12 protein-coding genes are annotated in these 12,484 nt (G+C 50.7%); 11 read left to right on the plus strand and 1 reads right to left on the minus strand.

The genetic code is table 11. From position 1 onward, the window contains the following. Positions 1-4 precede the first annotated feature (4 nt). Genes OGV93_RS05600 through OGV93_RS05650 form a run of 11 tightly spaced genes read left to right on the plus strand, consistent with a single transcriptional unit; the run spans position 5 to position 11,278 of the window. A complete protein-coding gene (locus OGV93_RS05600; protein WP_287109432.1) occupies positions 5-2,143 on the plus strand; it encodes a prepilin-type N-terminal cleavage/methylation domain-containing protein in 2,139 nt (712 codons plus the stop codon). Positions 2,144-2,159: 16 nt separating this feature from the next. Continuing rightward, complete coding sequence (locus tag OGV93_RS05605) at positions 2,160-2,615, plus strand: TcpQ domain-containing protein (protein ID WP_101699843.1); 456 nt, start codon at positions 2,160-2,162, stop codon at positions 2,613-2,615. 20 nt (positions 2,616-2,635) lie between these two features. Continuing rightward, positions 2,636-4,078, plus strand: coding sequence for a type II and III secretion system protein (locus OGV93_RS05610; RefSeq protein WP_131380953.1), 1,443 nt, complete (start codon positions 2,636-2,638; stop codon positions 4,076-4,078). Between the two features lie 7 nt (positions 4,079-4,085). Beyond that, on the plus strand, positions 4,086-4,631 hold the full coding sequence (locus OGV93_RS05615; protein ID WP_153646798.1) for a hypothetical protein: 546 nt from the start codon (positions 4,086-4,088) through the stop codon (positions 4,629-4,631). A gap of 4 nt (positions 4,632-4,635) precedes the next feature. Then, complete coding sequence (locus OGV93_RS05620; RefSeq protein ID WP_131380951.1) at positions 4,636-5,490, plus strand: hypothetical protein; 855 nt, start codon at positions 4,636-4,638, stop codon at positions 5,488-5,490. Then, on the plus strand, positions 5,472-6,008 hold the full coding sequence (locus OGV93_RS05625) for a hypothetical protein (protein ID WP_016156032.1): 537 nt from the start codon (positions 5,472-5,474) through the stop codon (positions 6,006-6,008). The genes OGV93_RS05620 and OGV93_RS05625 overlap by 19 nt, the downstream gene beginning before the upstream one ends. Beyond that, entirely contained in the window at positions 6,005-7,534 is a 1,530-nt protein-coding gene (locus tag OGV93_RS05630) for an ATPase, T2SS/T4P/T4SS family (RefSeq protein WP_103929042.1), read from the plus strand. The genes OGV93_RS05625 and OGV93_RS05630 overlap by 4 nt, the downstream gene beginning before the upstream one ends. Beyond that, on the plus strand, positions 7,518-8,555 hold the full coding sequence (locus tag OGV93_RS05635) for a type II secretion system F family protein (RefSeq protein WP_101699839.1): 1,038 nt from the start codon (positions 7,518-7,520) through the stop codon (positions 8,553-8,555). The genes OGV93_RS05630 and OGV93_RS05635 overlap by 17 nt, the downstream gene beginning before the upstream one ends. A 12-nt stretch (positions 8,556-8,567) precedes the next feature. Continuing rightward, entirely contained in the window at positions 8,568-9,365 is a 798-nt protein-coding gene (locus tag OGV93_RS05640; protein ID WP_101699838.1) for a prepilin peptidase, read from the plus strand. A gap of 12 nt (positions 9,366-9,377) precedes the next feature. Further along, the gene (locus OGV93_RS05645; RefSeq protein ID WP_287109433.1) at positions 9,378-10,154 is read left to right on the plus strand and encodes a M23 family metallopeptidase; all 777 of its coding nucleotides are present in this window, start codon (positions 9,378-9,380) and stop codon (positions 10,152-10,154) included. 14 nt (positions 10,155-10,168) lie between these two features. After that, a complete protein-coding gene (locus OGV93_RS05650) occupies positions 10,169-11,278 on the plus strand; it encodes a hypothetical protein (RefSeq protein WP_275261963.1) in 1,110 nt (369 codons plus the stop codon). An 81-nt stretch (positions 11,279-11,359) separates the two neighbouring features. On the opposite strand, the gene pgl is transcribed toward OGV93_RS05650, so the two are convergent. Further along, the gene (gene pgl / locus OGV93_RS05655; protein WP_049042052.1) at positions 11,360-12,355 is read right to left on the minus strand and encodes a 6-phosphogluconolactonase; all 996 of its coding nucleotides are present in this window, start codon (positions 12,353-12,355) and stop codon (positions 11,360-11,362) included. Positions 12,356-12,484: the final 129 nt, after the last annotated feature.

Consider the following 12,484-nt stretch of genomic DNA (forward strand, 5'->3'; position numbering starts at 1 on the left):
AAAAATGTCGTACAAATACCTCAAAAAAAACGTTCGCCCGCAGGCAGGTGTCACCCTTCTTGAAATGATTCTTGTGCTTGCCATTATCGGCATGTGTCTGATGACTTATGCAAATTATAAACGAAAAGAAGCACAGCAAAGTCACCAGCTTATTGTCGCTGATATGATCGTCCGTGATATTTCTGGCGTAATGCGCTTTATTGCGCAAAATAAATTGAATGTTCTGGGTGGCGGTGAAGAAGCCAACCCACTATTCGGGACGAAAAATACTAACGTCGCCATCGCGAATTATGATAATCGCGTCACCAATAAAACATTACAGGATCAACCCTATCCCAATACGGATACAGACAAGTTTTATTCCGGCTGGTCTGTTGGTGTATCAACGCAAGCCCAGGTGTCACCGACCCGGGGTTCTCGCTATCTGTTTCTGGGTAGTGAATGTAAAAATAAAGGAAAACTACCCTTCGCCCTTGCGGAGTCCATGCTGCCGTGTGAACTGCGCCCTAGCGCCGAATCGCTGGATCTGATGCTGGAACGCGTGGACTTCGTCAACAACATTCGGCAAGCAGGCACCAGCGGGCCAGGTATTGAACGTGTCGATTTCTACCTCACCTACCAGACAGAGGCCGAGAACGAAGGTCTCCATTTTGCCGGATTTATTAAGCCGCTGGAAAAAGCGCTGAAAAGCGTTGATCTCGGCTATCTGCAGGCGGTGGTGTTTGAAATCGAGGGTAACGGTAATTTTAGCCTGGTAACAACGGCCGCAGGCCAACCGCTGCAGATGGGGGACGTTCCCAATCATATGGACAGGCTCAATACAAATAAACGTTACGGCATTCGCTTAAGCTTAGACAAAAGCAGTGAAGATATTGCAGCCGATGGTTCTATTCCAACTGCCAAACTGTGCTGGAACGATGCCAAAGACGAGGCTGGACCGTGCATTACGGCGATTGATGAAGACCGCCTGCTGATTACCAGCAGCGATGCGGAAGGCAAAGATAAAAACGAACCGGCGATGTGCTGGAGCAGAGAGCAAAACAAGAGCACGCTATGCCTGGCGGCAATGAACAGCAACGGCGTCAATCCTGGCACGGATAACCCGGACGATCGCATTCTGCATCTGCGTACCAGCGCGGATAAAACAGACGGTAGCGAGGTGGAACCTGCTTCACCAAGTTCACTCAAAGGCACCACCGGCACGCTGTACGCCAATATCGTGATGGAAAATACCTCGCGCAAGCATCCGGAAAAATGGCATGTGGCTTACGATCAAGCAGAGGCGAATGCGCTTAAGGATGGCAAACAGGGTGGTGATAATGCCGAACGCGTATTTTCTGATGCCTTCAGTGGTCAGTATGAGCTGGTGACGCCCACCACCACCTTTTATCAGTCATTTAAAAACGATTATCCGCAGGGTAAAGGTCCGACAGGGGCTGATACTATTTATACAGCCGCAAATGATATTACAAATTACGCTGGTCTCTTAAGTGAGCCGGGCGTAATTCGTTTACCGTTGCAAACGTGTCCTAAAGTCACCGGTATCGATAAAGACGGTAACACCACGCTGCGAAGCCTCTATCCCCGCCTGTCGGTCGCCATATCATCGGTCGCGGCAGATGAGAATGCTGAAACAGACACTGGTTATACTGACTACACCCAGCAGGGGGCAACGCGTTTGAATACCGTTAAAACCCGCAACAAAGTGGGGGCGGTAGCGGGTGTTGCGATCCAGGCCAATATTGTGATTAACAAAGATACTGCAGCCCCTGCCAACGATCCGGTGAAAAGGGACAAAAACGGAACCTTTGAGGACTGGATCGCGGAAGACTGGTTCAAAGGTGCAGGTACCAAGGACGACCCCGCCCCCTTCTGGTTAATCAGCGCCACCTCGGCAATGATTAATCCCGATGGTGATGGTATCAATAAAATGAATCCGCAGTCTCTCTCAGTGGTGATTAACCAGTGGTGCAGCACGATCCCGCAAGGGGGAATGATTTCATCCGAAGGTTACGCCTGGGATGAGGCGGTGCCGAATAAGTATGTGCTCCATTCTCTTGTTGCGGAAGATAACGATCTTAAGTTTTATAAAGAAAACGGTAATGAACTTGATATTCCGGACCATGAAAGAATCACCTATTAATCATTGGAAGAGTAAGATGAAAAAAACATGGATAATTGGGGCTGCCGTGTCCGCATTATTAGGCAGCCAGGGAAGTTTTGCCGCCAGCGCACCAGCCGGGCAAAAAATTGACGCAGGGATGTTAACCACCACGCCAGTGAAAGAAAGTACAACCACGCCGCGAAATCCCTTTTCAGGGGATGATACGGTGAAAAGCGTCGCACCTGTCAGTGCGCCAGTAGTGGAAATAAAAATTGATTTACTGGAAGAGGAGTTATTAAGCCAGCAGCTCACAAAATGGGCGCAGCAAAATGGCTATAAGCTGCTCTGGAACAGCTCAACTGATTTTGTTATTTACAAGGCAATTCATTTGCAGGGTAAATCAATACAGGATGTGCTGGTTAAACTTGGACAAGTATTTACGTCAGAAAACTACGGGCTGGTGATTAAAGACTACCAGGCGAATAACGTACTGATCATTGATGAGCAGTAATTAAGCAAGGGAATAATGCTATGAAAATTAAAGTTTCGCTTCTGGCGTTGACGCTGGCTCTTCAGGGTTGTACGTCTATTGATACCAAATACGATAAAAGTATTGTCCAGCAGGAAACCGGCAACCCGACCACTCCGGATGAGATGAAAACGACCGGTTATATGAAATATAACGAGCCTTATCTGGGCAAAAAGGTTGAATATAACTCCCGTAAACAGGCGCTGCTGCGTAAGCAGGTGAGTATTCAGTCTTACGAGCCTACCGATCTGGCGACAATTCTTGAGGCGGTGACCGCGCAAACCGGTATTAGCTACCGTATTAATACTTCCATTCCCGGTGGAAAATCGGATGCGGGGGAACCGGAGTTCCGTAGCGTTAAGTTCAACGGAACGTTTGAGGAATTTACCCGCTATATTTCCGCGCTATATGACGTGAACCCAGTGCTGGATAACAACGGCGTGCTGGTCGTCTCTTATTTCCAGAACTATGTGCTGAAGCTCGATTTTTACGGCGAAGAGAATAAGTTTGAGACCAGTCTCGATCTGTCCGGTAATCAAGCCACCTCCAGCGGCGGTCTGAAAGGCAAAGCCGAGACCAAATTTTCATCCAGCTTCTGGGACGACGTTGAGGATATGGCAGAAAAATTTGTCTCCAGCGGCGTTTACAGCATTTTTAAAGACGCCTCGATTCTGACGATCACCGCGCGCCCTTCAGAGTATCACGCGCTGAATGAGTCGCTGAAGAAATTCCAGGCGGATAATACCCGTCAGTTTGTCGTGACTTACAAAATATTTACCCTTGATAAGCGCAAAACGAAAGAGCTGGGCGGTGGGGTCAATATGACCTTCAACGACGGGACCTCCTCTTTTGGTATCGACAGCTCAGAAATGCTGATGAAGCTCTCCGGAGGCTTAACCGCAGGCTGGACCAATCAGCATATGAATATCAGCTCTCAACTGGATGCCCTGTACGAACTCACCGGCAGTAAGGTGATCCAGAGCGGTTCGTTTATTACCCGCAATAACATCCCTATTCCACTCAACATGACCACGTCGCAATATTATGTCTCCAGTCGCACCAGGGAAGAAGATTCCAATTCAGGAGACGTCAGTACGGAGGTGGAAACCACGGAACTGGTCACTGGTACCAGCTTTATTCTTACCCCGCGTATCTTAACGGACGGGCGAATTGAAGTGGCCAGCGGCTTTACCAAGCGCTACCTCAACTCAATCGATACCTTTGATGAAGTTCAACTGCCGTCGGTAAGCACGACGGAAATGTTTAACATTTCCACAATTACGCCGGGTAGCCTGCTGCTGGTCAGCAAATACGAAGCGAAAGAGGATTCTGACGGTCAGGGATGGTCGGTGCTGGCAGGCTCGGTTACCAACAGCGATCATGTCGAAACCGTGGTGATGGTAGTCGGTATTGATAATTACCGTGCCCCAACGCAGACCCGATGAGGGCATCATGCTTAAGCACTTATCAGAAAATCGAGTATTAATTGATCTGGTCTGGAGCTACGAGCCTGCCTCTCACGAGCCTTATTATCTTGACTGGTTATCACATTTGCGGCGAACCCATCGCCAGTTAACGGGCCAGTCTGATGAAGGGGAAATGGTTACGGGTTTCTGTACCAAACACTCCACCTTATATGAGCCTTTCGCCCTGTGGATGAAAGCCCTGTACGGTGACGGTATTTATTATTATGAGCAGACGGAAAGCTGCTATTTCCTGATTATCTCGCACGGTGTTCCCGTTTCGGGCAGCGATCGTCTGGTCTCCAGACGCTTCTGGATGAAGCTGAAAGAGCAGCTGAAAGAATCGCCACAGTATGCGGAGCTACCGTTAATTCAGTTAACGGAACAGCACATTGAGGCGGTGATTGAAGGCTGTACTGAACATCAACGGCGGCAGAAAAAGCGGCGACAGATGATGATCGGCGTTCTGATAGCAGGCGGCATCGTATTTTTACTGGTGTTTATGACACTACTGAAATTATTTATAAAAGGATGAGAACGTGGCGGTCTCTGAAAATCTCTATTTCTGGAAGCGTCGTAATATAGGGGGCGGTTCTACCGGGCGAGGAGGTAATATTATCGTCTGGGTCGTTACGCTACTGATTTTATTAGCTGGCGGCGGCGGGTCAGGCTATTACTATTTTATCTGGAAACCGGAGCAGGAACGATTGGCCAGAGTCCAGGCTGAACAGGCTGCCCGCCAGCAAAAAATCAAAGCTATCGAAGATTTTTATCGCAACTCGCTCACGGGCGGCAGCATTTCTGATGCCAGCCTGCTGCTGGAGCAGCTCTTGCTGGCGAATAAAAAACTGTCGCAGGTGGGCTTTGCGCCAAAAAGTATTGAATGTACCAGTACGGGCTGTTCACTCAGCTATGCGCTGAATCCAGGGCGGATATTTAGCGTGGCCGATATTAATCTCTGGGGCAAAACCTGGTCGCCCAGTTTTTCAAAAAACACGCTGGACTATACGGGCGTTGAGTCTGGGATGAATAAACACCCATGGCTCAGCGCCTGGCAGAGTAAAAACACGGTCAATCTGCCGGTCTGTACCGATGTATTAAGTTATATCAGCACCTGGAACTCATTAGGCGGACGAAATACTGAACTGGTATTAACGGGGATGCCCTCCTCTGCCGTCGAGAAAAATGAAAGCGAGCTGAAAAGTGCGGTAACGTCATTCGGCATGCTGTTCGCCGGTTGGACGATCACCTCACCGACCCAAATGGATATCTCGGGCGTGTCGCTGGTGTTGAATAAGCAACCCTTTGCCGACGCGTTTATTATCAAATCAATCGTATTCAATGAAAAATCAACGCTTGTTACCGGAGGACTGGCATGCAAAAAGGGAAATTAATTATTGCGGGAATAGTGTTGACGCTTTCACCTGCTCTTTACGCCGCAGATACGGCAGAAATCATCCCTGCGCAGGAGGTTGTACAAGCGGAAGGCACGCCGCCGTTAAGCGACGTATCGCCGATGCAGGATCACGTTGTTGAGATGATAGAAAAAGATTTCAACTTCGAGAGCCAGTACCGTGAGCTGGTGAATCAGCTTGCGCTGGAAAAAGTCCGCAGCGAGCTGCGTAAGCTACGCGGTGAGAAAAAGGCGGATAGCGTAGCGGTTATGCCGGTGAGCACCGCCAGCACAATGGATGATATTAGCGCTTCCCCAGGAGCAACGTCAGAATCTGCGCCTGGGCTGCGGCCGCTGCTGATTTCCGAAATCGCGGGTCAAAAACGCGTGGCGATTGCCGGCGCCGACGGCGGCGTGAAGATGGTGCCGCTGAATCAGCGTTTTAGCTACGGCGGTTATGACTATATTGCGCGTCATAACCAGGCAAATGACGTGACGGTCGAGGTTGTGGGTAAGTGATCGATTATATCCAGTTTAACGAGGAGAACATTCATTCTCAGGAGTGGCAATTCCAGGAGTATGACGGCGATATTCTGGTTGCTGAACATGCGGATGAAGCCTGGTTACTGGTATCCACGCCTTTGATTGATAATCTGGCGCCAATGCAGGCGGTGTGCCACCGCCTGCAGGTTTCCCATAATATTCAGGTTAAGGGAATAGCGCAGGTTACTGAGAAAAATTATTACCTGATCGTTGAACAGCTGCTGTCGGCAGGAAGTAAGCTGCTTGAGCAGGAAAGCAGTAACACACAGCTTGCGCTGGAAGAGATGCTGAAAAAGGCCGTGGCGTTGAAGGCCAGCGACCTGCATATCACGCGTAATGATATGGTGGCGAATATTGAGCTGCGCATTAACGGCGTGCTTTGTCCGTTTATACAGATGAAGGCGTCACGCTGCGATGAGCTGGTGTTCGTGCTCTACAACGTTGAGGCAAGCACCCGCGACACCACCTGGAACCGCAATATTGCGCAAAACGCCAATATCCTCTATTCGCTGGCGGGGAAAAGCTACCGCTTCCGCTATGCGCACTATCCGATATTTGGCGAGACCAGCGATTGCTATCACGCGGTATTGCGTATTATTCCATCGGGTCTGGACAGAGCCAGCGTCGCGAGCCTGGATAAGCTTGGCGTTTCCGATGAGGAAATTAGCGACCTCAAAAGGATCCTGAGCAACCCCTACGGGGCTTATATTATTGCCGGAACAACCGGTTCGGGAAAATCCACTACCCTGAAAAATCTGATGGAGTGGATGCAGATCAACCGCTATGACAATCGCGGCTGTTTTCTGACCGTAGAAGATCCGGTCGAATATCAGATCTATGGCGCGACGCAAAGTTCGGTATTAAGCGGCGAATCCGGAGGATTCCATTCGGCGATCAAATCCTCGCTGCGTCGCGACCCGGACGTACTGATGGTGGGGGAAATTCGCGACAATATCTCTTCTAACGCGCTGGCCGGGGCGGTGGAAAGTGGTCACTACTGCTTTACCACCGTGCACGCAGGTAACATCGTTTCGTTATTGCAACGCTTATCCGCGCTCGGGATTACCAGCGATAAGCTTTCAACGCCGGGCTTTATTGCGGGCTTACAGTGCCAGAAGCTAATACCAGTACTGTGCCCGCAGTGTAAAACGTCGTTACGGACCACCGCCATTAAGGGACGAGAATTCCAGCTTTATGAAAAAAACGCTGAAGGCTGTCCGGCCTGCAAACATACCGGTATTGGCGGACGCCAGTTGGTGATGGAGTATTTGCTGCCGGTGTATGACGAGCTGGAGGCCATTGCTGAACAGAAATGGCTTAAAGTTTATACCGTCTGGCGCGCGAAGCGATTAAAACAGACCGGCCTGAGCGAAGGATTCGAAATTAAAGAAAAAACGATGGCGGCGGTACTTCAGGGACGCGTGTGCGCGACCTGGTTTCAAATGGAATTTGGACAAGTCGTTCATGAAGAACTGGAGGTAATAGTTGAAAAAATTCGGTAAGAAACAGCGTATTTATCTTTATCAGTTTTGCGCAGACATGATTAACGCTGAGCTTCCGCTATATGACGCGTTGCAAAAATTACGCGCGGAAGGGGAAAAACTGCTCGGCAAAGGATTTGCTAAACGTCTGGAAGAGCTGACAAGCAAAATGGCGAAAACCACCTCCATTGCGATGGTTTTCGAGGGGCTGGTCCCTGAATCTGAACTGAGCGTAATTAACGCGGCGGAACGCAGCGGCAGCCTGGCCGACGGTTTTATCACCCTGGTAAACGTGATTAATTATAACGACGAGCTGCGCAAGAAAATTGTCGGTGCCATCACCTTCCCGCTCATTATGCTGGTCCTGTCGCTGGTGGTAATTGCGGGTTATGCCTATAAGGTGTTCCCGGCTTTTGAAAGCGTGGTACCCGTTGAGAAATGGCCTGGCGTCACCCGCGCGCTCTATATTTTTGGGATGGCGCTGTGTAAAGGGCTGTGGATATATATCCTCATTGGATTTATTGCGCTGGTTACCGTGATCAAAATAGCAATGGGCAAAATGACCGGGAATATTCGTAATCAGTTTCTTGACCGAATTATGCCGTTCTCAACGTATAAGCAGTTGACTGCCTCTATTTTTCTCAACAACCTGGCGCTGATGTTAAAAAACGGCATTCCGCTCAACGATGCGCTCAGCATTATTAGCCTGAACTCCAGCCGCTGGCTGCGCTGGCACCTGGCCGGGATGCAGAAGAAAATGGCGGCGGGCGTCAGCTATGGTGAAGCGCTCAACTCGGGTTTACTGAACACGGAAACGCTGCTCAATATCAGCCTTTACGCCGCGCTACCTTCGTTTAATGAGGTGCTGCTGGCGGTATCGAATAAATCACGTGAACACATTCGGGAATATATCACTAAACTTTCCGGGTTATTAAGAGCGCTCTCCACGCTGATATTAGGCGGTTGCGTTATTTGGGTTTTTGCCGCGTTGTTTGCGCTCAGCGACAAGCTGGCGGCGATGGGCGCCAGCGGTTCTTTTTAGGAAAATTAAATCATGGAACTGTTAATGCCATGGATGGTGGCTATTTTTATCCCACTTGGATTGCTGTTTGGCAGCTTAGCCAACGTGATTATTTATCGTCTGCCGCTGATGCTTGGCGTAATAGATGAGGATGATTCAGAAGGGGCGGCTGTTAATTTGTGGTGGCCGCCGTCGCACTGCCCTGCCTGTAAATCGGATATTAAGCCCTGGGATAATATTCCGGTTCTCAGTTGGCTGTTACTGAAGGGCAAATGCCGCCAGTGCGGCATTGCGATCCCGGTTATTTATCCGGTTTCTGAACTGGCGATGGGGCTGGTATGGGGGGCGCTGGCCTGGTTTTACCTGCCGCAATGGTCTCCTCAGCTCGCGCTGGCATATGCGCTGTTGTTTATGGTGCTCTACAGCGCGGCGGTTATCGATTTTAAACATCTGATTCTGCCAGACGCGCTGGTCTTCACCGTGCTCTGGGGCGGGCTACTGCTTGCTGCATCGGGCTACTCCATGGTGCGGGTGAAGGACGCGGTTTATGGCGTCGCCGCCGCCTGGCTTCTGTTGTGGAGCGTGATGAAGCTGTGGGAGACATTATGCAAACGTGACGGTCTGGGTTACGGCGACGTCAAGCTCTACGCCGCCTGCGGGGCATGGCTTGGCTGGCAGCGCCTGCCGGAATTACTCTGCTTTTCGGCGCTGGCCGGGCTGCTGTTTTACGCCTGCGTGCGGTTCTTTTATGCGCAAGAGGATGACAAACATCGCTTTTATATTCCGTTCGGTCCGGCTATCGCGCTGGTCGCGTTTTTACTTCTGCTCTGACGGGGGTCGATCGTGTCGTGTCTGATATGGAGCGTATGGCTGACAATAGCGCCGCTGGCGACGACCAGCTGCGAGCAGGCCTGGCAGCAGGCTTTCGTTCCGTCATTACAGGCGGCGCAAGTGTGGTCAGAAGAGAACCTGCAGATATCGTCCAGCGCTGCGGCGGTGGATGATGATAACGCCCCGGTACGCTTTATCTGGCCCGTGGCGAAGCGCCAGATCAGCTCAGGATTTGGACAACGCCTGCACCCTGTGCTGGGGCGCATGATGCAGCATAAAGGGATGGATATTCCTGTGCCATTCGGCAGCAGCGTGCATGCAATTGCCGACGGCGAAGTGGTGGAGAGCGGCTACGGTCGCGGCACCGGGTACTTTATCACACTCCGTCATGCGGACGGCTGGCAGAGCCGCTATTTTCATCTCGCCTCTACACGGGTGCGAAAAGGCGAAAAGCTGACGGCGGGCGAAGAGATCGCCGCATCCGGCAGCAGCGGTTTTAGCACCGGTCCCCATCTGCACCTGGAAATTGCCTGGCGGGGCGTGGCGCTCGACCCGCAACCCTTGCTGAACAACACCCCGATGCTGGCGCGCGCCGGGCGGGCGTCCACGGAAGAAAAATCCGACGCTCAACCTCGGGTGGTGCTGGTTTCTCAGGGACCGGGCGGAACCCGGATTACCGTCCGGTTTAACAACAAAATGCGCACCGTGGCACCAGGTAGTATGGTGTTTGGCGACTATCAGGTCGTGCTGTTGCGCAGTGGTAAATATCAGATTATTTCCGTCGCATAAAGAGGGAGTGACAAATGAAAAGGACTGTTTTATCGGCAGGGCTGATCTCGGCAATGCTGCTTTTTAGCACAAGTGCAATATCTTCGAATAATGCTCCCAATTCAGGAGACGACCTCAGTGCAAATTTTGGTTTTCTGAAACGCACGTCGGCCTCGCTGGGGCCGCATTATTTTACCGTTCGGGTAACGGCAGAGACGTTTAGTCGGCAATTTAGTACTGATGCTATACAATCGTTTGGCGTGAACGTGTACTGGAAAACGAAAGGGTACGATCAGGATAAAGGTCGTAATAATCTTAGTGTTACTGCACCAAATTTACCGCGTTGTCCATTTAAAGAGGAAAGGCAATGTGATAACGGTAGAGACAAACTTAGAGGTAATTCGGAGGCTTCGTCAGAACACCTTGAAGGTTTGCTTTATAGTTATCTCGAGATTGACAATGGTATTTATATTCAGGGCAAGGTCCCCGATAAACTTCAAAGAGCGACACGGTTCTTTAGACATCGCTATGGCGGTTACGAGTATCCACCGGCGAATAAGCAGGATGAGGTGGACGATCCTAATGTCCGGCTCTCAGCGATCTTTTTTTCCCAAAGCGAAGCCCCCTGTGAGAAAGCAGGCAGTCGATTCTGCGGTGGCCAGGATGGACATCAAGTCCCTAAAGACATACTTATATCAAGTAACGATCTGGAATATCTCGTTATTGAAGTCATTGGTTTCCAGCATACAAATAAGGGAATGTTTAAAAAGGACGCCTTTTATACCTACCCTATTGCGGCTGTAAAATATGTCCCCACAGGGCAGGGCAAGAAAATGAAGATATTAAGATCGGATAGGCATGCCAAGCCAAGAATGGGGATGGAAATGTTTGCGGCTACTTTCCCTTCGTCGCCCCCCAATAACGAGACGGATGGATATTGGGATGTCGGTGCTACGTCTATTCATGGTGATGCAACTGAAATCGATTTCACAAATATTGACGTTCTCAAGGTGAAACTTTTCTATAATTCTCAATACCCAGACTATGACATCCCTGAGCAAACGGGGATTTATTTTAAATTAGAAAAGACGGATTTAATATGTTTCCCCTGGGCCGATGCTAAGTGTGTTTATCCGTTGAAATAACTTATTTTCCCCGCGAGGTTCACACGGATGTAAACCTCGCTTTTATCTTTGAACAGGCTTTTCCTGCTCTGACTGATGGCGTTAGTAGGCGTTCACCACGACCCACATCGGTCCCTGCCCCACTGCATAACGCCCCTTCTCTGCCAGCAGCCCCTGCTCGCCAGCAATCTCATACACCGCGATATGGTGCGATTTTTGCCCGGCGGCAATCAGGTATTTACCGCTGTGATCGATATTAAAACCGCGCGGCTGAGTTTCAGTAGGCTGGAAACCCTCTTTGGTCAGCACGCTGCCATCTTCAGACACGCTAAAGATCGTAATCAGGCTTGCGGTGCGGTCACAGGCGTACAGATGACGACCATCCGGTGTAATGTGAATATCCGCTGCCCAACGGGTATCAGTGAAATCAGCCGGCATCATATCCAGCGTCTGCACACACTCAATCTTGCCGTACGGATCTTTCAGCGCCCAGACGTCAACGGAGCTGTTCAGCTCATTCACACAGTAGGCAAATTGCTTATTCGGATGGAACGTCATATGACGCGGGCCAGCACCTTCAACGGTGGTCACTTCAGCCGGTTCCTGCGCCACCAGATGTCCATCATCGCTTACCTCAAACAGACAGATACGATCCTGTTTCAACGCCGGAACCCACAGGATACGGTTATCCGGTGAGATGTTGGCCGAGTGGCAGCCGTCCAGACCTTCAACCACGTCAACCTGTTCCACCGGCAGGCCATCTTCCAGACGCGTGACGCTCACGCTCCCGGCGTTATAAGAGCCGACAAACACGAAACGTCCCTGATGATCGGTAGAAATATGCGTCGGGCTACCCGGCAGCGCAGACTCCGCCGCGAAGGTCAGCGCACCGTCATCAGGCGCAATGCGGTAAGCCAACACGCGAAACTCCGGGCGCACGCCAACATAGAGGTAGCGCTTATCCGGGCTGACGACCATCGGTTGTACCTGACCCGGCACATCAACCACCTGCGTCAGCGTCAGAGAACCATCATGATTCAGGCTCCAGACGTGGATTTGCTGACTTTCAGGGCTGGCGGTATAAACGGTTTGCTTCATGAATACTCCTTTGCTTTTTGGCAGGTGGCTGCAATTGCCTGACACACGCCTAAGGTAGACGCTTTTAACGGTGAATGCTTAATTAAGGCGCAGAATTTTGTCCGGCTCCCGTCTCGGTGTACCATTCCA

Source organism: Citrobacter sp. Cb031, assembly GCF_030336725.1.
GTDB lineage: Bacteria > Pseudomonadota > Gammaproteobacteria > Enterobacterales > Enterobacteriaceae > Citrobacter > Citrobacter braakii.

Excerpts from the sequence above, each read along its gene's own strand:
- OGV93_RS05605 (WP_101699843.1), top strand. The coding sequence starts at position 2,160 with ATGAAAAAAACATGGATAATTGGGGCTGCCGTGTCCGCATTATTAGGC.
- OGV93_RS05650 (WP_275261963.1), top strand. The coding sequence starts at position 10,169 with ATGAAAAGGACTGTTTTATCGGCAGGGCTGATCTCGGCAATGCTGCTT.
- pgl (WP_049042052.1), bottom strand. The coding sequence starts at position 12,355 with ATGAAGCAAACCGTTTATACCGCCAGCCCTGAAAGTCAGCAAATCCAC.
- OGV93_RS05610 (WP_131380953.1), top strand. The coding sequence starts at position 2,636 with ATGAAAATTAAAGTTTCGCTTCTGGCGTTGACGCTGGCTCTTCAGGGT.
- OGV93_RS05640 (WP_101699838.1), top strand. The coding sequence starts at position 8,568 with ATGGAACTGTTAATGCCATGGATGGTGGCTATTTTTATCCCACTTGGA.
- OGV93_RS05625 (WP_016156032.1), top strand. The coding sequence starts at position 5,472 with ATGCAAAAAGGGAAATTAATTATTGCGGGAATAGTGTTGACGCTTTCA.
- OGV93_RS05615 (WP_153646798.1), top strand. The coding sequence starts at position 4,086 with ATGCTTAAGCACTTATCAGAAAATCGAGTATTAATTGATCTGGTCTGG.
- OGV93_RS05600 (WP_287109432.1), top strand. The coding sequence starts at position 5 with ATGTCGTACAAATACCTCAAAAAAAACGTTCGCCCGCAGGCAGGTGTC.